This window comes from Vibrio hangzhouensis (genome assembly GCF_900107935.1).
GTDB lineage: Bacteria > Pseudomonadota > Gammaproteobacteria > Enterobacterales > Vibrionaceae > Vibrio > Vibrio hangzhouensis.
Genome location: NZ_FNVG01000017.1, coordinates 58410 through 84140, shown reverse-complemented (window position 1 = coordinate 84140; position 25731 = coordinate 58410). Strand labels below are relative to the sequence as shown.

General features: G+C 49.3%; 22 protein-coding genes. 11 read left to right on the top strand and 11 right to left on the bottom strand.

The window, feature by feature from the left end:
* Positions 1-169: 169 nt before the first annotated feature.
* Positions 170-1009 carry a 23S rRNA (adenine(2030)-N(6))-methyltransferase RlmJ gene (locus tag C4S60_RS16340; RefSeq protein WP_103881429.1) on the bottom strand — a complete coding sequence of 280 codons (840 nt, stop codon included), beginning with the start codon at positions 1007-1009 and terminating at the stop codon, positions 170-172.
* 199 nt (positions 1010-1208) lie between these two features.
* Between C4S60_RS16340 and prlC the strand changes: the two genes are divergently transcribed.
* Together prlC and C4S60_RS16330 are read left to right on the top strand one after the other, a co-directional pair.
* On the top strand, positions 1209-3251 hold the full coding sequence (gene prlC / locus C4S60_RS16335) for an oligopeptidase A (protein ID WP_103881428.1): 2043 nt from the start codon (positions 1209-1211) through the stop codon (positions 3249-3251).
* Between the two features lie 492 nt (positions 3252-3743).
* Complete coding sequence (locus C4S60_RS16330) at positions 3744-6497, top strand: cation-translocating P-type ATPase (RefSeq protein ID WP_103881427.1); 2754 nt, start codon at positions 3744-3746, stop codon at positions 6495-6497.
* A gap of 66 nt (positions 6498-6563) precedes the next feature.
* Here the strand turns inward: C4S60_RS16330 and asnC are convergent, their stop codons facing one another.
* The gene (gene asnC, locus C4S60_RS16325) at positions 6564-7025 is read right to left on the bottom strand and encodes a transcriptional regulator AsnC (protein ID WP_103881426.1); all 462 of its coding nucleotides are present in this window, start codon (positions 7023-7025) and stop codon (positions 6564-6566) included.
* A gap of 161 nt (positions 7026-7186) precedes the next feature.
* On the opposite strand from asnC, the gene C4S60_RS16320 reads away from it, so the two are divergent.
* Together C4S60_RS16320 and C4S60_RS16315 are read left to right on the top strand one after the other, a co-directional pair.
* Positions 7187-7966 (top strand): class I SAM-dependent methyltransferase, encoded by a 780-nt coding sequence (locus C4S60_RS16320; protein WP_103881425.1) that lies wholly within the window; start codon positions 7187-7189, stop codon positions 7964-7966.
* Positions 7967-8096: 130 nt separating this feature from the next.
* Positions 8097-8597, top strand: a complete 501-nt coding sequence (locus tag C4S60_RS16315; RefSeq protein WP_103881424.1) for a hypothetical protein — start codon at positions 8097-8099, stop codon at positions 8595-8597.
* 23 nt (positions 8598-8620) lie between these two features.
* Here C4S60_RS16315 and C4S60_RS16310 read toward each other — a convergent pair whose 3' ends face one another.
* On the bottom strand, positions 8621-9499 hold the full coding sequence (locus C4S60_RS16310; protein WP_103881423.1) for a carboxylate/amino acid/amine transporter: 879 nt from the start codon (positions 9497-9499) through the stop codon (positions 8621-8623).
* 116 nt (positions 9500-9615) lie between these two features.
* Positions 9616-10041 carry a universal stress protein gene (locus C4S60_RS16305; RefSeq protein WP_103881422.1) on the bottom strand — a complete coding sequence of 142 codons (426 nt, stop codon included), beginning with the start codon at positions 10039-10041 and terminating at the stop codon, positions 9616-9618.
* A 333-nt stretch (positions 10042-10374) separates the two neighbouring features.
* Between C4S60_RS16305 and ftnA the strand changes: the two genes are divergently transcribed.
* The 3 genes from ftnA to C4S60_RS16290 all read left to right on the top strand — a co-directional run bounded on the left by ftnA (position 10375) and on the right by C4S60_RS16290 (position 12637).
* Positions 10375-10902 (top strand): non-heme ferritin, encoded by a 528-nt coding sequence (gene ftnA / locus C4S60_RS16300; protein ID WP_103881421.1) that lies wholly within the window; start codon positions 10375-10377, stop codon positions 10900-10902.
* 69 nt (positions 10903-10971) lie between these two features.
* Positions 10972-11295, top strand: a complete 324-nt coding sequence (gene uspB / locus C4S60_RS16295; RefSeq protein ID WP_103881420.1) for a universal stress protein UspB — start codon at positions 10972-10974, stop codon at positions 11293-11295.
* 154 nt (positions 11296-11449) lie between these two features.
* Positions 11450-12637: a BaiN/RdsA family NAD(P)/FAD-dependent oxidoreductase gene (locus C4S60_RS16290; RefSeq protein WP_103881419.1), complete on the top strand. Its 1188-nt coding sequence runs from the start codon at positions 11450-11452 to the stop codon at positions 12635-12637.
* A 52-nt stretch (positions 12638-12689) separates the two neighbouring features.
* On the opposite strand, the gene C4S60_RS16285 is transcribed toward C4S60_RS16290, so the two are convergent.
* The 7 genes from C4S60_RS16285 to flgA all read right to left on the bottom strand — a co-directional run bounded on the left by C4S60_RS16285 (position 12690) and on the right by flgA (position 22934).
* Positions 12690-13961, bottom strand: a complete 1272-nt coding sequence (locus C4S60_RS16285; protein ID WP_103881418.1) for an NRAMP family divalent metal transporter — start codon at positions 13959-13961, stop codon at positions 12690-12692.
* A gap of 313 nt (positions 13962-14274) precedes the next feature.
* Positions 14275-15159, bottom strand: coding sequence for a DMT family transporter (locus C4S60_RS16280; protein WP_103881417.1), 885 nt, complete (start codon positions 15157-15159; stop codon positions 14275-14277).
* A 92-nt stretch (positions 15160-15251) separates the two neighbouring features.
* Complete coding sequence (locus tag C4S60_RS16275) at positions 15252-15911, bottom strand: lytic transglycosylase domain-containing protein (RefSeq protein ID WP_425275143.1); 660 nt, start codon at positions 15909-15911, stop codon at positions 15252-15254.
* 52 nt (positions 15912-15963) lie between these two features.
* On the bottom strand, positions 15964-16401 hold the full coding sequence (gene flgN, locus C4S60_RS16270) for a flagellar export chaperone FlgN (RefSeq protein WP_103881415.1): 438 nt from the start codon (positions 16399-16401) through the stop codon (positions 15964-15966).
* Positions 16402-16454: 53 nt separating this feature from the next.
* The gene (gene flgM / locus C4S60_RS16265) at positions 16455-16742 is read right to left on the bottom strand and encodes a flagellar biosynthesis anti-sigma factor FlgM (protein ID WP_103881414.1); all 288 of its coding nucleotides are present in this window, start codon (positions 16740-16742) and stop codon (positions 16455-16457) included.
* A gap of 92 nt (positions 16743-16834) precedes the next feature.
* Complete coding sequence (locus C4S60_RS16260; protein ID WP_103881413.1) at positions 16835-21982, bottom strand: polysaccharide lyase family 8 super-sandwich domain-containing protein; 5148 nt, start codon at positions 21980-21982, stop codon at positions 16835-16837.
* Between the two features lie 172 nt (positions 21983-22154).
* Positions 22155-22934, bottom strand: coding sequence for a flagellar basal body P-ring formation chaperone FlgA (gene flgA / locus C4S60_RS16255; protein WP_167390991.1), 780 nt, complete (start codon positions 22932-22934; stop codon positions 22155-22157).
* A 75-nt stretch (positions 22935-23009) separates the two neighbouring features.
* Between flgA and flgB the strand changes: the two genes are divergently transcribed.
* Genes flgB through flgE form a run of 4 tightly spaced genes read left to right on the top strand, consistent with a single transcriptional unit; the run spans position 23010 to position 25727 of the window.
* Positions 23010-23372: a flagellar basal body rod protein FlgB gene (gene flgB / locus C4S60_RS16250; RefSeq protein ID WP_103881411.1), complete on the top strand. Its 363-nt coding sequence runs from the start codon at positions 23010-23012 to the stop codon at positions 23370-23372.
* 2 nt (positions 23373-23374) lie between these two features.
* On the top strand, positions 23375-23809 hold the full coding sequence (flgC, locus tag C4S60_RS16245) for a flagellar basal body rod protein FlgC (protein WP_103881410.1): 435 nt from the start codon (positions 23375-23377) through the stop codon (positions 23807-23809).
* Positions 23809-24486, top strand: coding sequence for a flagellar hook assembly protein FlgD (gene flgD / locus C4S60_RS16240; RefSeq protein WP_103881409.1), 678 nt, complete (start codon positions 23809-23811; stop codon positions 24484-24486). Before flgC ends, flgD begins: the two co-directional genes overlap by 1 nt.
* Before the next feature lie 44 nt (positions 24487-24530).
* Entirely contained in the window at positions 24531-25727 is a 1197-nt protein-coding gene (gene flgE / locus C4S60_RS16235) for a flagellar hook protein FlgE (protein WP_103881408.1), read from the top strand.
* Positions 25728-25731 lie beyond the last annotated feature (4 nt).

Genomic DNA, 25731 nt, shown 5'->3' with positions numbered 1-25731 from the left:
ATAACTCAACGATCCCGACTCTCTGTTTACAGTCTCTGTCTTTATAGTAAATCGAGTCTAGCAACTTTATCCAATGGGAAAAAGTTGTGTTGATTATGACTAATAACGATTAATAAGAGAGGAGGTCGCAGGGCGTCTCACCCCGCGACATGTGAACCTGAGAGGTTTGCTATTCAGGCACAATCCATTCCACTTTAAAGTGGCCGGTGGCTGGGGCAATTTTTTCTTTCAGATAAGGGAGAATCGCGTTCATCTGCTGCTCGAGCATCCACGGCGGATTGATGACAATCATGCCTGATGCGGTCATGCCTCGTTCGTTGGTGTCGGGGGAGACACCCAATTCAATTTGCAGAATTTTACGAATACCAAGACCTTCGAGGCCTTCGATCATGTCGTCAATGTCGTAGCGATTCACTACTGGATACCAAATGGCGTAGATACCGGTTGCCCAGCGCTTGTAGCTTTGCGCAATCGCGGTCACCACATCGCGATACTCTTTTGCGAGTTCATACGGAGGGTCGATTAACACCAGACCACGACGCTCTGCTGGAGGTAGGCTGGCTTTTAGACGTTTAAAACCATCTTCTTTAAAGATTTTTACCTGACGATCGCGATGGAACTCCTGCTCTAGCAGCGGAAAGTCGCTTGGATGCAGCTCGGTCAACACCATACGGTCTTGCGGACGCAAATGCGCACGTGCCACACGTGGAGAGCCGGGATAGTAACGCAGAGCTTCACCGTTATTCAGCGTATCGATAGACTCAATATAGCTGGCGATATCTTCGGGAATGTCTGGGTTGCCCCAAATACGACCGATACCTTGCTTATATTCGCCCGTTTTCTCCGACCATTCATGAGTCAGGTCATAGCGACCCACGCCCGAATGGGTGTCGTGATAAACGAACGGCTTTTCCTTGTTTTTTAGTGAATTAAGGATAAGACTTTGTACTATGTGCTTCACAACATCGGCATGGTTACCGGCGTGAAAGCTGTGTCGATAGCTCAGCAAAATAAAGACTCAGTTGGACAAGAATGGACGGATTATAACCTCTTCTAGCCCTAAGCGGCAGAGATCTTGCCGCTTTGAATTGACGTAATTGGCATACAAAGGATTGAAAACGGCTGTTCGAGTCTACATTTATCTATTAATTACGCTCACTTGCCTTCTGATTGAGTGAGGGAATCCAATAATTAAAAAGGGATGCTGCATGTCAAATCCATTAATGACGTTTACCGACTTACCTCCTTTTTCACAAATCAAACCGGAACACGTAAAGCCAGCGGTCGAACAAGCGATTGAAGCATGTAGGGCGAAAATTGGTGAAGTGCTCGAGGGCAATGACCATCCAACGTGGGACAATGTCATTGCTCCGATTGAAGACATTGATGACAAGCTTAGCCGTCTTTGGTCACCCGTGAGTCATATGAATTCTGTGGTGAATAGCGACGAATTGCGAGAAGCCTATGAAAGCTGCCTGCCGATTCTGTCGGAGTACGGTACCTGGGTGGGTCAGCATAAAGGGCTGTATGAAGCTTATAAGGCAATCAAAGCCAGCGACACGTTCGATGTGCTGTCGCAAGCTCAAAAGAAAACCATCAAAGATTCCCTGCGTGACTTCGAGCTGTCAGGCATCGGCTTGCCTGCCGATGAGCAGCACCGTTACGGGGAGATCAGCAAACGTATGTCTGAGCTGGGCTCGCAGTTCTCCAACAATGTACTTGATGCCACCATGGGTTGGACAAAGCACATTACTGATGAAAAAGAGTTGGCGGGGATGCCGGAGTCGGCGCTCGCAGCCGCACAAGCCGCCGCCGAAGCAAAAGAGCTCGACGGTTACCTGCTGACACTGGATATTCCCTCTTACCTGCCGGTATTGACCTACTGCGATAATCAGGAACTGCGCAAGGAGCTGTATGAAGCGTACGTGACACGTGCCTCGGATCGCGGACCGAATGCCGGAAAGTGGGACAACACGGAAATCATTGCGGAGCAACTGAAGCTGCGCCATGAAATAGCACGTTTGTTAGGCTTTGGTACCTTCAGTGAAAAATCACTGGCGACGAAAATGGCCGAAACTCCGGCACAGGTATTGGGGTTCCTCAATGATCTGGCCAAAAAAGCCAAGCCACAAGGTGAGCGTGAAGTCGAAGAGTTGCGCCAGTTTGCTGAAAAAGAATTTGGCGTCACTGAGCTTAACCTTTGGGACATCGCTTATTACAGTGAGAAACAAAAGCAACACCTGTTCCAGTTCTCGAACGAGGAGTTGCGTCCATACTTCCCAGAATCAAAAGTGGTAAGTGGCCTGTTTGAAGTTCTGGATCGCGTTTTTGGCATGCGCATCGAGGAACGTGAAGGTGTGGATACCTGGCATGAGTCGGTACGTTTTTTCGATATTTTTGATGCAGAAGGCACTTTACGTGGCAGCTTCTATCTTGACTTGTATGCACGTGAACATAAGCGTGGTGGTGCTTGGATGGATGAGTGTCGTGTGCGTCGCACCGGTATCGATGGTGAGCTGCAAACGCCTGTGGCTTACCTGACTTGTAACTTCAATAAACCGGTCGGTGATAAGCCTGCGATGTTCACCCATGATGAGGTGGTGACGCTATTTCACGAAACGGGTCATGGTATTCACCACATGCTAACTAAGATCGATACCGGAGCCGTTTCCGGTATCAATGGTGTACCTTGGGATGCGGTTGAACTGCCAAGTCAGTTCCTGGAAAACTGGTGTTGGGAAGAAGAAGCGCTGGCCTTTATTTCTGGCCATTATGAAACCGGTGAACCGTTGCCGAAAGAGATGCTCGACAAGATGCTGGCGGCGAAGAACTTCCAGTCGGCTATGTTTATCCTGCGTCAGCTCGAATTTGGTCTGTTCGATTTCACGCTGCACACGGAATACGATCCGGACATCGGTGCTCGCGTTCTGGAAACTCTGGCAGAGGTGAAATCCAAAGTAGCGGTTTTGCCAAGCCTCGAATGGAACCGATTCTCACATAGCTTCAGTCATATCTTTGCTGGTGGCTACAGTGCAGGCTACTACAGCTACCTTTGGGCAGAGGTCCTGTCTTCAGATGCGTACTCGCGCTTTGAAGAAGAGGGGATCTTTAATAAAGAGACGGGTCAGAGCTTCCTGAACCATATTCTCGAAATGGGGGGCAGCGAAGAGCCAATGGAGTTATTCAAACGCTTCCGTGGACGTGAGCCTGAGATAGATGCGTTGTTACGCCACTCTGGTATCAGCGCCTAACCTTATAAACCTTCACATTGTAAAGCCTCTAGCTAGAGGCTTTTTTATTGAGATAAAACCAAGTTTAAACGATATATCTTGCAAGTGAATATTTATTGAATAAGTTGGCGTGATATTAGATTGGTTATAAAAATGTAATCTTCAATGAAGTCCTCATTAATGTAGCCCGTTTTCATTATTCGAAAAAACAGAAGTGTTATTTCCGCCAAAATTAGGTGTCATTAAAACTTGCTTACAAAGCCTTTATTGGTTTGGTTTTGGAATGGAATCTAAGTTTGTCTTAAGTCAAAGAAGCGTCCTAGAGTGCATGTCAGCGCGTCGAAACTTAATTACAAGGATATCGGCTTTCAGGTAACTTAATTTGGATTTTTGCTTACGCACTAAATGTTAATAAACATGCAGGGCGGGCATTTCATAATTTGATTCAGCGATTGCTTTTTATCGGTTTTTCATTCTACCGATGTCGACTGAATTTACCTGGAGAGTTACCCCATGACTAAAAAGTGGTTTACAGAGACTGTCGAGAATACCCAGCAGATGATGGGCGTTTCGGCGGAACAAGGCCTGACTTCAAAGGACGTCACCGAGCGTCAATCACAATACGGCAAAAATGAGCTTCAAGAAAAAGCTGGCAAGTCGGCACTTGAGCTGTTTGCCCATCAATTCAAAAACCCACTGATCTTTATCCTTGGTGTTGGCGCGGTTGTCTCCTATTTTACCGGCCATCTGGTGGATGCGATCGCGATTACGGCGATCATCTTTATCAACGCGCTCATCGCTTTCTGGCAAGAGTTTAAAGCTCAGAAAGGTATGGAAGCGCTGCGCCAAATGGCGGCACCCTCGGCACAAGTTAAGCGTGATGGCGAATGGATCGATATTCCCGCCAGCGACATCGTGCCGGGTGACATCCTGAAAATCAGCACCGGCGACATTCTGGCGGCCGATGTTCGTATCTTGGAAGCCAATCGTCTGTCCATCGACGAAGCGGCATTGACGGGTGAATCGGAGCCCGTGGATAAAACGGCCAAAGTCATCGACGATGAGTCCGTAGGTCTTGGTGACCAGCTGAATATGGGCTTTATGACGACGATGGTGACATCGGGCACGGGTTTGGGATTGGTGGTGGCGACAGGTATGCAGACCGAAGTGGGCCACATCGCTGACCTGATGGCAAATACCGAAGAAACCAAAACGCCAATGCAAGAGCGTATGGATACCATCGCCAAAACACTGATGCTGGTGGCATTGGGTGTGGTCGCCGTTGTATGTGCGATCGGTCTTTACTATGGCATGCCTTGGCTGGAGATCCTCAATACGGGTATCTCATTGTCGGTAGCGGCGATTCCTGAAGGACTTCCTACCGTTATTACTATCGTCCTGACCATGGGCTCTACTCGCATGGTGAAGAACAACGCACTGGCTAAGCAGCTTGCTGCGATCGAAACGCTCGGTTCAACTACGGTTATCTGCTCAGATAAAACCGGGACGCTGACCCAAAACCAAATGCAGGTGATGAAAGCATACGATGCGAGCGGTCGTTATTGGGAAGTGAGCGGTAAAGGCTTTAGCCCTGAAGGGCAGTTTAAGCCGCTATCACACAGTACAGATGCCAAGCACAGCCCAGAGATGATGAAGGGTCTTGTCGTGGCAACGCTATGTAACGATTCGGAGTACATCATGGATGGCGACAGCTCGACCGTTCGTGGTAACCCAACGGAGGGGGCGCTGATTGTCGCTGCAGCCAAAGCGGGCCTGAATCAGTCTGAAATGCTCGCTTCTGGGGGCTACTCGATTGTTGAGAAATTTCCGTTCGACTCATCTCGTAAGATGGCCTCGGTAATTGTGAGAGATCCGGAAGGTAAGCACTTCCTGGCTATTAAGGGTGCGCCAGATGTGATTCTTAGAAATGCTGCCGGCTTTATGGTTGATGGCATGCCCGTTGATCATACGCCAATGGCAACCGACGGTAACCTTGCGCTGGCGGCGAGTCCAAGCGAAGAGATTGTGGCTAACTACGAAGCTGCGATTGAGAACTTTGCTCAAGATGCACTGCGTACCCTGGCGGTTGGCTTTAAAGAGCTGACAGAAGCCGATCTAGATCGTGATCATACAGAGCTTGAGAAAGACATTACTGTCCTCGGTCTATACGGCATCATGGATCCGCCACGCCCGGAAGTTCGCGGTGCGATAGAGAGCTGTTATCAGGCAGGGGTAAGAACGGTGATGATCACGGGTGACCACGCACTCACAGCTGCTGCGATTGCTCGTGATATCGGCATTATCCGCAATGAGCAAGACCTTGTTGTGACTGGCGCGCAGCTCGATGAGATGGACGATGATAAGCTGCGTGAAATCTGTCCTCAGGTTGCTGTATTTGCTCGTGTCACTCCTGAGCACAAGCTGCGCATCGTACAGGCTCAACAGTACAACAACGAAGTGGCGGCGATGACTGGGGATGGTGTGAACGATGCACCTGCGCTGCGTCGCGCTGATATTGGTGTGGCGATGGGTATTACCGGTACCTCGGTTGCGAAAGACTCAGGCGACCTGATTTTATTGGATGATAACTTCAGCACCATAGTGAAAGCGGTGCGTCAGGGTCGTCAGATCTTCGATAACCTGCGTAAGTTTATCCGTCAGGCGCTGACTGCCAATGTGGGTGAAGTTTCAGTCATTCTGTTTGCGTTTCTAATGATGGGCCCGGAAGCGATCTTGCCGCTGACGCCACTGATGATTCTATGGATCAACCTGGTCTCTGATGGTCTGCCAGCACTTGCTCTGGGTGTAGAGCCAGAAGAGAAAGATCTGATGGAGCGTAAGCCTCGCAAACGTAACGAGAGCTTCTTCAGTGACCATTTGGGAACTCGTATCCTGACTCGCGGTCTGGCACTGGGTGGTATGAGTTACATGGCATTTAACTGGGCACTGACCAATGGTTTCTCCGCAAACTACGCACAAACCATGGCGTTTGCGATGTTAGTCTTTGCACAGCTATGGCACCTGTTTGACTCGCGCACGTTTACGTCGCTGTACCGCCGAAATCCATTCACCAACCCGTACCTACTGGGTGCGGTCGCGGTGTCTGCGATCCTATCGCTCGGGGTTATCTATACAGGTCTGGGTCAGCTTATCTTTAACACGGAGGCGTTGGCAGCAGGTCACTTGTTTGGTGTCATCATGGCTGCATCGCTACCGACGCTGGTGATGTCAGCAGTGAAAGAAGCCACTAAGACGAAGTGGGTTTAACACTGGAACGATGAAAATCAAAAGGCGCTCATTTGAGCGCCTTTTTGTTGTTCTTTCTCTGTCGTTTTAGGGATTCACATTACGACTGATCGGGTTTTGCAGCGAAATCAGAGTCTCCGTCGATTGCACTTCTTCAATCGCCTGCAATTTATCAATCAAGACATGTTGCAGCTCTTCAATCGATCGGCACATCAGCTTCACGAAAATATTGTAAGCGCCAGTGGTGTAGTAGGCTTCAACCACTTCATCCAGCGCATTCAGCTTTTCAAGAGCAGAGTGATAGTCTCGCGCTGCGTATAAATTGATACCAATAAAGCAGCATACGTCGTAGCCGAGTTTTTTCGTGTTCACGACCACTTCCGTTCCTTCGATGATGCCTGCCGCTTTCATCTTCTCAATTCGGACGTGGATAGTGGCCGGGCTGACGTCGAATTGTTTTGCCATCTCAGCATAAGGACGACGGGCATCTTCCATGAGAGTTTTCAGGATTGCTTTGTCTAGATCATCAAGACCATGGGTGCCATGCATATTGAATCCTTGGTTGTTGACGGAGTGTCTAGTGACAAGATTGTGGCTAAAGCTTATCACTATTTTTGTGTTGTCGTCTCTGTGTCGATCACGCTTATTGGTCAAGGTATCGACTTGAGGTACACTGGCGCCAAACCGCCATCCCTTTTTCGGAGTCTATCTTGCACATTCAACTTATCTGCGAACAAGAGTCACGTCAGCCACAGCTTATGGCACTGGCTAAACGTTGGGGGCTTACAGCATCGGAAGACTCTGAATTTGCGCTGGTACTGACCGAAGAAAGGCTGGAACTTCGCAAACTGGATGAACCTAAGTTGGGGGCGATTTATGTCGACCTTGCCGGTGGCGCTGTCGCGCACCGACGCAAATTTGGCGGTGGCAAGGGGCAGGCGATAGCCAAAGCTGCAGGGTTAAACAAAGGCGCCACGCCGACAGTCCTGGATGGCACGGCGGGCCTGGGACGGGATGCCTTTGTTCTGGCATCATTGGGCTGTAAAGTGCAAATGGTCGAGCGCCACCCCGTGGTTGCCGCGCTATTAGATGACGGTCTGGAGCGTGCTAAGCAAGATGCCGAGATTGGTGAGTGGGTCAGTGAGCGACTGTCGCTACTGCATGCCTCCAGCCTGGACGCACTGGGACAGCTTGCCGATGATAACGCATTCATCAAGCCTGACGTGGTGTACCTGGATCCTATGTACCCACACCCAGAGAACAAGAAAAAATCGGCTCTGGTTAAAAAGGAGATGCGCGTATTTCAGTCTTTGGTTGGTGCTGACACGGACGCCGATGGTCTTCTGGTGCCAGCACTGAAGCTGGCGACTAAGCGTGTCGTGGTCAAACGCCCGGACTATGCGAATTGGCTGGATGACAAGAAACCCACCATGGCCATTGAAACCAAAAAAAATCGCTTCGACGTTTATGTCAACGCATCAATGAGTTAGTAGCCTTGTATTCATTTTTTGAGTAAATTGCTTACTGTAACTGGAGCGAGTTACTTGAAACCCAAGCCAATAGACCTTATATCTAACTAAGAATCATTCCTGTTTTCGTTTTGGTGAGTTGGAGAGTGGTATGACGAAACGTCTGTGTAAGTTAAATCGTCGCGATATTAGCGCCAATCTGGGGGACATTCACCGTTTGGTGGCGGAGCCTAAGTATTTGTGTCGCTCCTGCTCGCGCTCGTCTGCCGACAAATCTACCCTTTGTAAACCTGCTGCAATCCCGCCAGCTTCTTGTCAGAACAAGCCGCTCGAACAACAGCAACAGTGCGGTGTGTTAGCAGAAGCATTGCCAGCCCGGTCCGATAGTGTGTCCGCTACGTCGAACTCAAAATCGCAGCGCAAGGCAAAAGCGGCGGATGCGTCTAACCTCGATACGATCGATAAAAAAGCGGCAAAACGTGCGAAAAAAGCGTTAAAGCTACAGGAAAAAGCACAGAAGAAGCTGCACAAGTTGCTGAAAAAGAGTCAAAAACTGGCACGAAAGCAGAGCAAGTTGGAGCAAAAGTATCATTTGGCCGCTGCAGTGGTAGACGAACAGATGATAAAAGTGCAGCCAGAACAGCTGCACTAACGAGTGACGGTATAGAGGGAAGTTTAGGCGTTATTAAACTGGGCTTCCGCTCTGGGCTTAACCCAAAGCTCATTCACCACCAGTGACAGCAAGATAATGCCTCCGCCAATGGACAGCTTCAATAAGTCCACATCACGATTCCAAATCACGATATTCACAATCAATCCGGCAGGCACCAGCAGGTTATTCATGACCGCCAATGCACCCGCGTTGACCATACACGCGCCTTTATTCCAGATGAAATAGCCCAGACCTGATGCGATGGTACCAAGGTAGAGCAGCACGCCCCATTGAACACCAGTAGTTGGCATTTTTTCCAGATTACCAAACAGGGTGAAAGCGATGGTCGCCACGACAGTTGCACCGAAATAGAAATAACCGAAAACACTGTGTTGAGGTAATTCGCTCTGCTCTTGTTCCATGACGAATTTGTAGCCAACCTGACCAATGGCAAAACACAGGTTCGCGCCCTGAACGACGAGAAATCCGGTGACGAAGTTGTCGTTGATACCCGCAAATTTGATAAAGGCGGCACCAGCTACCGCAATGGCGGCGGTGACGAAGTACCAGGGTGAGAAACGCCCTTTCAAAAAGTCATAAAATAGCGTGACATAAATAGGGGTAAACACCGTAAACAGCAATACTTCAGGTACTGAGAGCAGCAAAAAAGACTGATAGTAGAAGCAGTACATCAGCCCTAACTGAATGCCACCAATGGCCATCAGTTTTGCCTTAAGTTTGCCCGGAACCTGTTTGAACTTGGTAAAAGGCAAAAACACCAATGCCGCGAGTACTACGCGTATTAATACTGAGAACCACGAGTCGACCTGACCCGCCAGATACACACCGATAAGGCTAAATGAAAACGCCCAAAGCAGAGTGACAGAATAGAGATAACCCATCGTACATTATTATCTATGGAGTGAAAGATGGGGCTATTGTAACACCTTTGTGAAACTTCGCAGGCATGAGTGCAAAAAGGCTTCCGAAGAAGCCTGTTAGATTGCGTTTTGTTGCATTAATCCTTGATAGGAACGACGAGCATATCAACTGGAGAGGTGTTGATCAGTTGACGAGTCGAGGAGAGGATTTTGCTCCAGAAATCCTGATGGTGACCGCACACTACGAGATCAACGTTGTATTCTCCGATGGTATCACGCAGTTCGTTGCTCAGATCGCCGCTTCCCACTAAAGAGTGCTTGATGGGGAAATCCGCGTACTCAGCGAACAGTTTTAGTTGGGTCATAGAGGCTTCCATTGCCTGGTGCTGTGTCTCAGCCATATTGAGATCAATAAGACCAGTATACAGTTCAGCGTAATTCACATCGATGTGAATGAATGAGACCTCTGCATCCAGCGGCTTGGCGAGAGAGACCGCTTTGTCGATCAGCATTTTACTTTCTTCTGAGAGATCCAATGCGACCAAGATATGTTTATAACTCATAACGCAATCCTCCTGACGTTTATTCTATAGAAAACATAGCACTTATCGTTCGACATTTATGCTGATGTGATCTCAAATCGTCATCAGGAGTACAAATAGAGCCAGGCTGCTTTAATGACACCTTGGTGATTGAGGCCGTTATTGCAATTCAGTTTGACTGTGTTTTTTCTCAACAACAAGACTGGAATTGGTGAGCAAAGTCTTAAAAGTTTTCTAGACTCAAAGTAAGGGTAGTGTGCTTAGCGCATTGTAAGTTTGGGTGTGAGATCAGAGACTCCTCAGTAAGTTATGTTATAGTAGCGTTAATTCCAGTTACGAAATTAGGAGTCGTAAATGCTTTCTCCAGCAATGGTTCAGCATCTGAACGAGCAAATTAACCTCGAATTTTTCTCATCCAATCTATACTTACAAATGAGTGCTTGGTGTGAAGACAAAGGATTCGAAGGTGCGGCTGAATTTCTTCGTAAGCATGCGGACGAAGAAATGCAACACATGCAAAGACTGTTTACGTATGTCAGCGAGACGGGTGCCCTGCCGATTCTGGGCAGTATTGAAGCGCCTCGACATGACTTTGACAGCTTGGGTGATGTGTTCCGCGAAACCTACAAACATGAGCAGATGATTACGGAAAAAATCAACAAACTGGCTCATGTTGCGTTTACAGCTCAAGACTACTCAACGTTTAATTTTCTTCAGTGGTACGTTGCCGAGCAACATGAAGAAGAAAAATTATTTAAAGGGATCTTAGATAAGCTAGAACTCGTAGGTGAGAACGGACAGGCGCTGTTCTTCATCGATAAGGACTTAGCAACGTTAGCGAAAGAAGGTTCGTCTTCCATTATGGATGCCCCTGCTGAGTAACATCAGCGTTTAAAAGTCGACTGGTCGTCTTTTTCTCTTGGGCATCTGGGAAGATGTAGGGAGGAAAAGATGATCAGTGGAGACACTATTCTATTAGCATTGATGCTCATTACCTCGGTCAATATGGCCCGGTATCTTACAGCTCTACGCTCACTTATTTTCATCATGCGTGAGGCGCATCCGCTCTTGTACCAACAAGTAGATGGTCGCGGTTTTTTCACCACTCACGGTAACATGGCCAAGCAGGTGAGGCTGTTTCACTACCTCAAAAGCAAAGAATACCATCACCACCACGATCCGGTGTTTATTGGAAAATGTGACCGAGTGAGAGAGTTGTTCGTACTCTGTGTCGCCTTGATAGGGGTTACCTTGTTTGCGGGCTTCTTGTTGTAGCCGCAAGCTTGAGCGCAAAAGTACTTGATATCCGATAGCTGTGTGTCGGAGAGTTGGCTTTGTTCTGCGAAGTCGTTAGAATAGCGCCAGATTGTTGAAGGGATGTGCAATACGCACATCCTTTTTTTATTGAATGTCGAGTCGGAACATCGTGATGAGTCAGAAAATTGATGTAGTAGTAATTGGTGCTGGTGCTGCGGGTCTTATGTGTGCAGCAGAGGCAGGCAGGCGTGGGCGCTCCGTGCTGGTGCTGGATCATGCCAAGAAACCGGGCCGAAAAATCCTCATCTCTGGTGGCGGTAAGTGCAATTTTACTAACTACGATGTCTCGGCTAACAACTACCTGTGTCAGAATCCACATTTTGTGAAGTCGGCGTTGTCGCAGTACAGCAACTGGGACTTTATCTCGCTTGTCAGTAAATACGGCATTGAGTTTGAAGAGCGCGATCATGGGCAGCTGTTCTGCCTCGAGTCGGCAAAAGACATCGTTAAGATGCTGCTCTCTGAGTGTGAGTCACCGAATATACAGTTCCGTTATCAGGCGGATGTGCACAGCATTGAGAAAACCGAGACGGGCTTTTCTCTGCACGCCGATACTGATGTGATTGAATGTGCATCATTAGTGGTAGCGACAGGTGGACTATCGATGCCAAAGCTGGGCGCGACGCCCTTTGGATACAAAATCGCCGAGCAGTTCGGTCTTGAGGTGGTCTCGACTACAGCAGGACTGGTGCCGTTTACCTTGCATAAAGAAGACAAGGAAGATTTTGCTGAACTGTCTGGCATCGCCATTCCTGCCGAGATCACAGCGAATGATGGCACGCTTTTCAAAGAGGCTTTGTTGTTCACTCATCGCGGACTGTCCGGCCCGTCGGTTTTGCAGATCTCTTCGTTCTGGAAACCTGGGCAAAATGTGTCAGTGAATTTGGTACCCGAAGCAGATATTGATGAGTTGCTGACTCGATCGCTTGAGAAACACCCAAACCAAAGCCTGAAGAACACTCTGGCACGAGTGCTGCCAAAGCGTTTGGTAGAGGTGCTTATTGAGCGTAAGGTGTTTGCGGACAAGCCTTTAAAACAATATAACCACAAAGAGTTGCTGTCCATTCGGGAGTCACTTGAGAACTGGACGATTGCGCCCAATGGTACCGAGGGTTACCGCACTGCAGAGGTAACATTAGGCGGGGTGAATACCGACCATCTGTCGTCGAAGACCATGGAGTGTAAATCGATCCCGGGCTTGTACTTTATCGGTGAGGTAATGGACGTGACAGGTTGGCTTGGTGGATATAACTTCCAGTGGTGCTGGTCGTCAGGGTTCGTGGCGGGTCAGCATGTCTAGTCCCCTCTGATGGTAAAACAGAAAAACGCCGAGCAGATGCTCGGCGTTTTTATTACATCATCCATTTCCACCATACAAAGACGGCCAAAAACCCAAACAGGTAAATCAGACCCAGAATGGAAAGAATTTTGAGCTTGCTGCCCATCTTGAGCGCAGGTGGCAGCTCGGTTCTGGAGACCAGAAGGTAGTTCAGCAGCGCGAATACGGGAGTGGTGACAAACGCCATGATCATCGCGAAGTTGAGCATGGGCATCAGTGCTTGTGCAAAGAATGCCACGATCGAGATAGCTGCGACAGAGACTACGATGACCCAGGCCTGATAGGTCTTGGGGTTCTCCTCAGTTTGTTTCTGTATCAAGCGTTGTGATTCAGCGATAGCTCGTGAGTAGCCGTCAATGACGGTAATGGTGCTGCCAAAAATACAGAAAAAAGCGATCACTGCAATCAGGTAGCGCGACCACTCACCGATGGTGCTGGCATACATACTGACTAACTGGTGAGAGAAGCCAACGCCAGAGGCAGACAGTTCCGTCCCCGAGCCGTGAATGACCAGGGCACCTAAAGCCACAAACACGATAGCCAGTATTGCAGTCCCGATGTAGCCTACATTGAAATCAAACAGAGCGGACTCTGCGGTGACCTGCTGCTTCTTACATTGGCTCTTAAGCCACATTGAAGTGATACTGGAGATCTCAATCGGTGCAGGCATCCAGCCCATGGTGACCACAATGAAGCCGATCGCGGCAATGGTCCATGGTGAGGGAGCCTGATAGTCGGCCGGTGCTACGCTGCCATTTGAGGCTGCGATGATGACCGCTGTCACAGTGGCAATCGTCAGGGTTGCCATAATGGCTTTCGACAGGCCGTCCAGCGCTTTGTAGTGTCCGGCAAATAAAATCGCTACACAGGTCACCAGAACTATGCCACACAGCACAAGCGAAGACAGTTCAAAGGGCAGGAAATAGCCCAGAAGACTGGCACTGAACAGCAACAGTGCGGCAGTGTTTATGATGGCAGAAATGACATTGAGTATGGTGAATACCCACAGATATCCACGTCCCAGATTGGCATAACCTTGAATTAAGCTGTCTCCCGTTCCCATGGTGTATTGGACACCTGCTCTAAAAAACGGGTATTTAAACAGGTTTACAAGCAGAATAAGCGCAGCCAGTTGCCAACCATAGATGGCCCCGGCTTTAGTAGAAGCCACTAAGTGTGAGCCGCCGACAGCGGCGGCGGCCATCATAATACCCGGGCCAAGTGAGCGTAGTAACTGAGACAAACCGGAACGGGCCGGTGGCGAAGAAGAGATCGAATTCTCCATGGCAGAAATCCTTTGTAATTATTATCCGTAGATGAGAATGATTGGGCTGTAATAAAAAATTTACACTTTGAATTGAAATTATTTAATAACCCTATTATTTCTACAGGTTTTTCAGAGTGATGCAATGCCATCAAGGTGGCTGGGTTTGTGGTTTTGGAGTGAAATAGCGGCAGGAAGAATGAAAGTAGTGGTTTGTTCCGTTAATGGCAGTGGCTTTTGATGCTAAGTTTTTGAGAACCAGTTAAAAAAAGTAGGAAAAAAATCGCAGGTGGTTGCAGCGCACATGATGTCGCGCTGCAACCGCGACGGGGTGTTAAGTTTTGCGTTTAAACTGTTGCACGACCAGTCCTACGATAATGAGTACCAGGCCAACCAGCGTTGAAGGATGGATCTCTTCGCCAATCACCGATGCCAGTAGCATCAGGGAAATAAAAGGAGAGGCAAAAATCAGATTGCTGATTCGAGCCGTATTTTGTGTCGATTTCAGAGCGCTGAGCCACAGCACAAACGTAATGCCCATTTCAAAGAGTCCGACATAAGAAACCGCCAGCCAGCCTTTGAGGCTAATGGCAGACCACGCTGCCCCTTCGTATAGAGCGACGGCAAAGGCGAAGGGTAGGGCGACAAGGAATCCAAGCAGTACACCAACAACCGGATCGGCTGTGTTTTTGGTGTTCAAGATCCAATAACCTGCCCAGAGTAATGTAGACAGCAGGGCCAGACCCACGCCCAGCGGGCTGTCGAACTGAAGCCCCAGTACGTCGCCTTTGGTTGCAATCACCACGACCCCCAGATAACCCAGCGCACAGGCAAACCAGTCCTGTGGTCGGATTTTTTGCTTCAGGAAGACGGCCGCCATCAGAGTCAGAGTAATGGCCCAGCTGTAGTTGATGGGCTGTGCTTGAGAGGCGGGCAGCAGATCATAGGCCTTAAATAAGATCAGGTAGTAAGCCAGAGGGTTAATCAGGCCCAGCAACAGATAATAAAATGGGTTGGATAAAAAGGTTGTTTTAACCTGAGCAAGTGTCCCCTGAGCCGCGCAGATGACAATCAGAGCAACGGTCGAGGCTAGAGAAGCTGCTGCCACCATTTGTGCTGGGGTGAATTCTGCCAATGTCAGCTTAAAGGCTGTGGCAACGGTCGACCACAGGAGTACTGCGGACAGGCCAAACAGGAGGGCCTTGCGTTCGTTTTGCATGAAAGTCAGTAAGGATGAATGGATTAGAATGTCAGCATCTTACCAGTGAATAGTGGGCTGAAAACAGCCAATTTTTCGTTTTTATAATAGGGTTACAACGAAATCAGAGGTGGTAACGGGGTCAGATCAATGAGTGGTGTCTGTTGCCATTGTGTTTCGCTGGCAAAAAGCCATAGGGTGCTGACGCGATCGTGTTTCAGCGTCGACAGGTCGACCAGAGTCAGCAGAGCGTGAAATCGATGCACATAGTGGATGGTTTCTTCGGGGAGGTGCAGATCGGCAAATTGATGGCTGCCAGCCCTTTTGATCGCCCTTTGCACACGCCCTTCCCCTGCGTTGTAGGCGGCCAGAGTCAGGTTGATGTCACCGTTGAATTTTCGGTACAGAAAGTCGAGGTATTGCATCGCGGCCTGAGTACTGGGGGCGATGTCAAATCGTTGGTCCTGCTGCTCATTAACGGTCAGACCAAAGCGTTTTGCTGTAGCGGGCATTAATTGCCACAGTCCGGCCGCCTTTGCGGGCGAAATTGCGCTAGGGTTATAGGATGATTCTAACATGGGCACTAGCACCAAACTCTCTGGCAGAGATCGTTTGGATAGCTGACTAAAGATTTCACTCACCAACGGATTGAACTCTTCAAACTTGTTGAGAATTTGTCTCTGATAGGGCTGAAGCTTGGCTAAGTGAGGTTGGATGGCGCTATCTGGCGGGGCAGAGCCCGCGCTTACAGCTGGTGGCCATAAGCAAACCATTCCCGCCACTAACCAAATGGCTAAGTGCAGCCAGAGACGGCAAACCGAAACGTTAACCGATATGTTCCTCATAGGAATGTCGCTCTTTGCCCGTGAGTTCGCCCAGCAATTCATGGAAAGCGGCGGAGCTTTGGCCGTTATCGTGATTGTATTTTTGGCATTCTTTAATCAGTGACGCCAGCATCTGCCACTGTTTGCTAATGTTGTCAGCCAGTTTGGTTGGCAGTGCACGAATCAGCTTTTTGACGCCCAGTTCAGAGCTAGGTAGTTGCAGTTGTAATAACGCCTGACTGCGTTTGCTGGCATTGTGGCTGAGTTGCTTAAGTATTGGAAGCTGGCCGTGGATATTGTTGCTTAGCGCCTCACCATCAAATTTAAGGTAGAGTGCTTTTTGATGCTGTAGCAATGCGAGCAGTTTGCGATACAACCGAATGTCTTCGGTTATCGATAGCACAAATTGCTGGACTAGCTCTGTCCTTGTTGCGGCCATGAGTGTTGCTCCCTTACCGGGGCGCTGCCCCAATGTCTAATGCGTTAATATCATTAAGACTCGTGTCCGGTATGAAAACGCATCACTGCCTGAGACAACGCTTTAACATCCAGCCCGAGTTCACCTTTCGCAAGTGCGTTGCGCACCGCTTCGACTTTCGCCATATCGACATTCGGCATGGCTGACAGTTCAGCCTGCGCTTTGTCTAATGCGGCAGTATTCGCATTGAATGCCGTCTCGGTCGTGGACGTTCGAGTCGGTGCTTCTGCTGTGGCCTGTGTTTTCGATTGACTGAAGTTGGTTTGCGGGACATGACCCCCTGCCACCTTATCGATTTTCATCACAAAATTCCTGTCTGCATTGTTGTTAACAGTATAGGGCGACAGGCAAACAAAAAGTATTAAACAATTTGTTTGCCTGTGATTAGGCTACATCAGTTGATTTCGTTGATGCGAATACTTGCCGGCATGCCAAGGTAAAGATTTTCTCTCCCCTGATAGTCTTCACTATCATTAATATCGGGCAGCTGGAAAGTCAGTTCGGTACCGTTATTGATACTTGAAACCCCTACCTGTTGCGAGGTCAGCGCCTCCTTTTTGATACCTTGAGTCAGATAAGAGTATGTGCCTGGCGAAAAGTTGAGACTTACGTTCAAAACAATTTCATTGTTGGTTGTAAGAGCGATATGTTTGAAACTCTTAGTCGGAGCCTCGATATCAGGATCGTCATGAGCGTTTGGATCGGTGACAGTAATATCCCATTCACCCGAGCTGACTTCATTCATCTGCACTAGTGCTGGCTTATTGACAGAGACCTTGAGGCCATTGTCAAATGTCACTTCCCCGCTTTGCCTGAAGACTATCTGAACCACTTCTTTGTCGGTTTCCGGGTGTTGATAATAAATAGCTTCAATGCCCGAGTCCGGAAGTTGATGGACTTCCAACTGAGTCAATATCTGCTGTACCTTAGCCGGCATATCATCAGCACTAACGAATGGCAGAGTCAGGTAGGTGTAGTGACTCTGCTCACCCGCTCCTGATGTATCCGTTCCGTGATTGATGGCAATCAGAAGCGGCGTCAGACGCTCACCATTTTCACCACCTTGTGTGCTGTCATCCGAATCCGGAATGGCGTCCCCTCCTCGTAGGTAGGTTCTCACTTTCTGCCCATTTTGCGGCAGAATGACATAACCTTTGTTGCCCTGATGGAACCACATCACCTGTTCTGATTCAGTCAGCGTTGGATCATTGGCTGGGTTGGAAGACCAGTTGGTTTGCAGTTGCGCCACTTTCACGCCGTCAGTACCGACACTCGACCCTTGTCCCGGGTTATAGGTAAATGGCGTGGACCATTCCAGTTGATCGATAACGGTCAAGATTGGCGAGTTGCCTCCATTGGTTGATAGATCGTCTCTCACTCGCTGAATGTTATTGCCCATGGCGACAACCATTTCATCCAGGAAGAAATAGGACTTATTGGCTGTGACTGTGGAGTAACTGTGATCGCTGGCGTAGTCGAATGCCGCCATGGCATAGGCATCAGCCGGATCCTGAGCATCATTAGTGAGTACCGACGAGAATGCTGAAGGGTTGCCAGCGTTTTCACTCGATTGCAACGGCAGGCTATCCTGTCGCCATGACTCGGTGACTCCCGGAAGCAAATGCCAGTCCCAGTCATAACGAATGTTACTGTAATCCTGAACATTGGTTTTGACTTGCAGTACGCCACGCCCGTTCATAAAGCCGAATGCGCTGTCAGAGAAGCTTTCTGCGCCACGGGTGCGCTGAGATTCAAGCTTTACTGAGCTAAACCATTCTTTGTACTCCGAGCTGTTAGAATCAAACTTCTCCCGGCGGTGAATCAGATAATCATTAGCCCAAAAGGCGTTGCTGCCCAGTTGCTGATGGGTGTTTTGGTTAATGTTTGAGGTCAACTCCGTCAATCGAGTAATAGCACCCTGATCGGTAGAGTATGGTGCGGAGTGGGTGAGCAGTTCTGCATCCCGACTCAAGATATAACTACCAAAGTCATCGATATGATTACCATAGTGACTGCGTCCGACGGCCTGGAAGTCGGTCGACTGACCGTAAATGAGCCAGGGCATGATGTAGTTCAGAACATCCAGTGAAAACTCATAAGGTGTGTGAGAGGCTTCAAAGGCGGTGCCCTTCAGGTAAGAGGCAAACACATAAGGTTCCTCGGTCAACCATTCATAGCCATAGGCGTACATGGCTAAGTCTTGTCTTAATCCAACGTGGTGACTCATGGTACCGTCTGGTAACAAACCGGAGCGGCCATAGCTTTGTGCACTGATGCCATTGGTGTCGATCCAGTGCTTTAGGTCGCCAAAGCTGCCTTGAGGACTCCACCCAGGTAATATTGTTGTTCCTTGTGATTGCCAGCCAAGTCCGGGCTGATTGCCCTCGTAGTCTGGGTACCATAATGCGTTGTAAGTAATCGGGCGGTTGTAGTCTTTATAGAAGGCTACCATGGCTGCCCATGTTCTGAGTCGGTGTGCACGGTTAGCGTCGGCCCAGGCTCCTGGAGAGGAGGCGAGATCCTTAGCATTGTAGTAGCGATGGTAATCGATGGAGGCCTCACCGACAGGCAAGTCAAAAGCCACCTCAGACAGGAACTGGCTGGTCTTATCAAATACCCGCGTGTACAGGCTCTTGTCTTGCGCCCGGCCTTCATGGATGTCGTCGGCTAGCGCCATGATGACGCCAGATATTGGGTCGGTGAAGCGCCAGGCATGGGTGGTGTCGTTGTATTCAACGCCGGCGTAGTTACCAAAGTCGGAACTCGGGAAAGCGTCAAGCCATGCCTCTAACGTATGTAACAAGGTCGTTTTTAACGCGCTACGCTCTGAGCCTGACTGATACTCGGGCAGGTGAGTATAGGCACGAGCCAGAGCCGCAAGATGCAGCGCACTTTGCTCAAGTTCATCGGCCAAAATCGATTTGCTGACGACTTGCTGACCGTAATAAGCGAGATCATCTTCATTCGGATAATCATAGAAGTTAATGGTGAGGCTGCTGTCTTCTGCCCAGCCAGAGCTGGTGCTCTTAAATCCATAGCGGACTTGATAGTTGTTGCTGGCCAGAGTGTTTACCTGGTCGCTCACCAAAGCATAATCATAGTCTCTGCCGCTGTGTAGGCGATAGGCTTCGTCTGTGGCATAGAGATAGAACTGGTCAAAGAACTGTTTCCATGCTGTGGTATTAAGTGCTTCGACTAAGGTTTCCACCCGGGCAATGGCGCTGCCTGCTTGCCGGAGCTCAATTTCAACCAGATGGTTGTTATCCCAATCTACGCTGTCATCCGTTTTCAGTGTCAGTACCCCGAACAATCGGCCGTCCTGATCTCGAATGTTAGTGAGTGTGAACAGATCACTGTCATCGCGAGTAAGAGCAAAGGCGAGATCGGAATCGGGTGCCGATTCTGGCGCGAAGCGATTGCTGACAGGCTGGATTCGACCGATCACTTCTGTGCCGCTCTGAGAGCGAGTCTGAATTTCAAATCGTTCGAAAAGCAGCGTGTCGCTGGCAAAAGCGGTGTGATGGAAGCGCTGATCGTCTTGGTCATCGTTATCACCCACGCCGTCCTTATCGCTGTCACGATAGTTATTAGGATCGTTCGGTAGTTCATCATGCCTCAAACCAGAGTTTAACTGGCATGAATAGTCACACGTTTCGTTCCACTCATCAGGGTAACCATCGCTATCAGAGTCGATACTGGCAGCGGCGTTATAGGGAAAGGCATCCTCATTATTACCCACGCCGTCGCCATCGCTATCTAACCATTCGTTCGGATCGTTAGGGAAGGCATCGCGACCGTCAGAAACACCGTCGTTATCGCTATCGACGAGAGTTGTCAGTGAGAAAGCATCCAGTGAGGCACCGTTGGCGTCATCAAAACGTATCATTAATTGCTGTTTGCCAGTCGACAATGGAATATCGGCATCCAGCATGACCGTTTGATATTGGCGAGGATCGGCGACATTCGCCGTATATTCAAGTGGGTAGCTGTCGCCATTAATGTGGACGGAGAGTTCAACTGGTTTGCTGATTTGGCCACTGCCAGCGGTCAGAGTGAGCTGATACAGTCCCGCTTGTTTTACATCAAGATCATACATCAACCACTCACTATCCTCGATATAGGCGATGCCGTAGGTCGGGTTACCAGAGCTATCAGGTTGGTTATTATTGTGAATGTCCACATCTACGTCTAAACGATGTTGTTCTTTAGCGTTGCCTGTGGATAAGTCAAAGTAAGCTTCGCCATTTTCTCCATATTGAAAGTGTTCAGCTTGCATGCTACCCGGTACTGACATTACCGGTGCGACCCAAAGATCTGGCAGCAACGGGTAAATATCGGCATTGTCACCGACGCCATCCTTATCGGAGTCGATCTGCTCATTTGGGTCATCGGGGAAGGCGTCCAGTGTTAAAGGAGTCGTAGAGTCTTGTTGAGTCTTGCCTTCGTTCCAAGCATTGGGGTAGCCATCTTTATCGGTATCGATACTGGCGGCAGGATCATCAGGGAACGCATCGGCGTTGTCGCCGACCCAGTCACCGTCGCGATCGGGCGAGGAGACAATATCAATGTTTCGAATGCGGAAGCCACTACTGGTAAAGCGAACCTCCAGTTGTTGGCGGCCCTCAAGCAGTGTTATCCCTGTCATGGTAAACGGCTCGAGGTTATAGGCACCAGCGCCTTGAGTATTAAAAGTTAACTGACTTAGCAGGTTGCCAGTTTCGTCTCTAAGCTCCAACGTTTTATCGCTTGTACTATCTGACGCGAGGTTGAAAACAGCATCGTAAGCACCGCTCTGTGCTACGGATGTTTCAAACTTTAAATATTCTCCAGGTTGAGTCCAGCCAACCAAAGGGGTTTGATTACTGACTCGAATGTCGACATCGTCCTGACGATATCCGCCGCCAGCATTGCCTGTGGTGGTATCAAAATAGCCACTGTAATCGGCCGCCATGAAGTCTCCAGGTAATCGGGCGTAATTGACCAGGCTTGAGCCCGCACCATATTGAGTATCGGCGGCGGAAGCGGCCTGATCTAAGATGAAGGCAAAGCTGTCGAGGGATAAGGCACCGCTGTGCAAGCGAACCTGAACGGTGATTTCCCCTTGTGGTAGCCAGATATCGGATAGAGTTTCGGTTTGAAAACTGCGCACATCGGCAACCAGAGGCGAGTAAGTTAACGTTCCCAAGTGGCTGCCATCGGTGAGGTGGAAGCTCAGTGACATCGGTTCTGTATTGCTGCCTGCGACCTGAGCGTCGAGGCGATATTTTCCTGCCTGAGCCAGATTCACCGTGTAGTTCAGGTACTCGCCATCTTTGGCCCAGCCCACGGCATAACCGCCAGAACCGTTGCTTCTGATATCGACATCGTCGTCACGATATTTGCCGCCATCGTTGCCCGGAGAGCTGTCAAAGTAGCTAACATTCTGGCCACCTGTGTCGTAATCTTCAAACTCGATATTTAGAGTGCTTGCAGCAAGTGAAAACGGCGCAACCAGGGTCAGGAACCCTATTGTTTTGCACCTGGGGAAGGTTGATTTATACATAACCACCACTTTTGTTTTATTGAAATAAGCGTTGTTTTTCTTCTACGATAACTTGCTGCAATAAAACGACTGGCGTGACTTTTGGAACCCGTGTTCAAATTTAACAATATGACAAACGGTAACCATTGGTGTCGGTTATGGGTTTGGCTGAATTGGGTGTGTTGACCTGTGCTCAGAATTGCGTATGAACTTGATTCAAGCCAGTCACTACGGCACGAATCACCTGCTTTGATTGACTATTCTGCACATCTATCTGTTCTCCTGCTCCACCGTTTTCCAGAGCAATGCCCTTGGTGCTGGCATTGAGCTTGCCTTTGGCAGCAATAATCACTACCTCGTTGCCTTTCTCGACCAGTGGTGGGTTAGAGACAAAACTGGCATCAATGATCTGGCCAGAGCGCATGCGTCTTGATACCTGTTTACCGATCAACTGGGAGAGCTCTGGCACAAAATGGATAGCCCGGGTGAGGGTTCGGGTTTCCAGTTTAACGGAGTTGGCATTGATTTGACTGTTGCGATTCAGTGTGGTGGTCGCAACAGCAACTGGCACGGAAAGGGTTACTTTTGCGCTGGTGTTGATGCGCCAATCATTGAATCCATCCTGACAGCTTACACTTCGCTTTAAGTTGCCAACGGGCAAGGTCTGGTTGTCACGGCTGGAAACAATTAGCGGCCCCTGACACCGTGCCAGATGTTTTGCAGACTCTGGAACGAATATCACGAGATGCATCTGATGGTGCTGCCAGTTTTGCTGCTGGGCGACTCGTTGAATTTCTTCTTGCAGCGAAAGATGGACCGCAGTCTCGAGCGCTTGGGTGGTCATTTTGGCTTCTTCGGCAGCGTATCCAGACCACGTTGCGAGCAATATCACAATGCTTCCGACCCACTTCCTCATCCCTGTTCTGGCTTCCGTGAAACGGAAGTTTCGCTTCCTGTTTTTTGTATAAGTCATTGTTTTTGCTTTATAAAAAAATTGGCATGTATCTTGTTATACCCCTTAGTACTTCGCCCATTTAAGGACAGAGACATGGCAATCAGTTTTGACAGTGCATTAGGGGTTCACCCAGAGGCACTCAACTTTCGGGTTCAGCGTACCAAGGTGCTTGCTAGTAACTTAGCAAATGTCGATACGCCTGGATACCTGGCCAAAGACTTGAGTTTTACCACGGTTATGAAGCAGGCCAATCCAAATGGTGTGCACGCGACAACACCGAAGCTGGACGTTTCAACCAAGTATTCTGTGCCATATCAGAACAGTAAAGATGGCAACACGGTAGAACTGGGCGTGGAGCAAGCCAAATTCACGCAAAACAACATGGATTTTCAAACCAGCCTGACGTTTATGAATATGAAATTCAGTGGTCTGGCTAAAGCGATAGAGGGACGTTAATCATGTCATTCACTGATATCTATTCCATCGCGGGCTCGGCAATGACAGCGCAAACCGTTCGTCTCAACACGGTAGCCAGTAACCTGGCGAATGCTGATGCAGTGTCAGCGAACCCGGACGATGCCTACAAAGCACTAAAACCTGTGTTTGCCACGGTGTATAGCCAGACTCAGCTGGCCGCAGGCCAAAATGTCTACCCCAATGCGGAAGTGCGAATTGTCGATGTGGTGCAAAGTGACGCCAAGGCTGAACAAAGATTTGAACCCAATAACCCGCTAGCCAACGAAGAGGGTTACGTCTATTACCCTGGTGTCGATGTGGTGGCGGAAATGGCAGACATGATGTCGGCGACGCGCAGTTTCGAGACCAATGTGGAAGTGCTGGCGAATGTGAAAAGCATGCAGCAAGGGCTGCTGAGATTAGGAGAAGGACGCTAATGAGTATTGCTCAATTTACTGCGCTGGACACGGATACGCCAACGACAACCCAGAGTAATCCGGGGATCGCGGCTAACCCGCAAGATATGAACAGTGCAAGCTCGCTGCAAAACGAATTCATCACCTTGATGGTGGCACAAATCCAGAATCAGGACCCTTTGAATCCACTGGATGGTACTGAGTATGTCAGCCAACTGGCGCAATTCTCTCAGGTACAAAGTACTGAAAATATGTCCATGCTGATGCAAAACAGCATGGTTCTGCTCGACAACATGCAAGTGTTATCGACAGCGGGGCTGGTGGGTCAGACCGTGTACGTCAGCGGCAATGAATTTGAACTGGCTGAAGGGACTCAAAAGGGACGAATCGAGCTGGAGCATCCTTCTAATCAGGTCACTTTAGTGGTGGAAGATGAGTTTGGCCAGAAAACCAAAGTGCCTCTTGGTGCACACCCCGCGGGTGATGTGGATTTCAACATTGACCCGGAAGAGCTGGGCTTGAAACCGGGTAATTACACCGTGTCTGTCGAAGTACAGGAAGGGCAAGCGAGTCCGAACCTGTTATTGGCAGGGGAAGTCCAGCAAGTGCGTATTCCTAGTACCGGCGGCGCTGCCATGGTGAATGTTGCCGGAGTAGGCAGCGTACCGTTCTACAAAATCAGTCAGTTCGGCGCATAGCGCTCACATTCTAACGAGAAAAATAATCAGAATCAGAGGACATTATGAGCTTTAATATTGCATTAAGTGGCCTGGACGCCACCAATACTCAGCTAAATACAATCAGCCATAACATTGCCAACGCTTCCACGTATGGTTTTAAACAGTCACGTACTGAATTCTCCGCAGTCTACAACGGCATGCAACCTGGTGGGGTGGAAGTCGCGGCGATTTCTCAGAATTTCGACAAGAATGGTTCAGTGTCGGGCACGGGTCGCTCTATGGATATGGCGATCAATGGCAACGGCTTTTTCGTGACCAAAGACCATATGGGCCAGACTTTGTATACCCGCGCGGGCGTATTCGGTACCGATAAAAACAACTATGTTGTCGGTAACACAGGGGCAAAACTTCAGGGCTACAGCGTCGACAGCAACAATAACCTGCTGACAGGTTCGGTCGGCGATCTGCAGATCAGCACTTCCTCACTGGCGGCGAAAGCGACGGACAAGCTGGATTTTGTGGCCAATTTTGATGCCAGCTCCGATGTGATAGATCAGGCGGTCAATCCGTTTGACCCTGCTGATCCCAACTCATTTAACTCTTCTTACACCTCGAAAGTGTATGACTCACTGGGCAACTCACACACGGTGACTCAGTACTTCACCAAAACGGCTGATAACACCTGGGAAGTCAATGTGCAGGTGGATGGTGGCAGCACGCCAGTACAAACCGTACCTGTGACTTTTAATACCGATGGTACCTTGGCGTCACCAGCCGGTTCCTTCAACGTCGCTTTCCCGGCTCCGGGTGCCAATGCCATGAGCATCGATATCAGTCTGGCTGGCAGCACACAATTTGGCGCCGCATTTGGCGTGAGCACCAACAATCCTAACGGTTATACCTCGGGTGAACTGGCAGGGGTTCGAGTGGAAGACAACGGCATGCTGTTTGCGACTTACACCAACGGCCAGTCTCAATTGCAAGGACAAGTCATTTTAGCAAACTTTGCCAACCCTCAAGGTCTGGCGAAGACCAATGGAACGGCCTGGACTCAGAGCTACAGCTCAGGCGCACCAGTGATGGGGACGCCAGGTACAGGCGTGTTAGGTGATCTGACGCCGGGAGCGCTGGAAGGCTCTAACGTCGATCTGACCTCTGAACTGGTGAACCTGATGACGGCTCAGCGCAACTACCAAGCGAATGCGAAGACGATTTCGACGTCTGACAAGCTGACTCAAGCCCTGTTCAACGCGGTATAGGAAG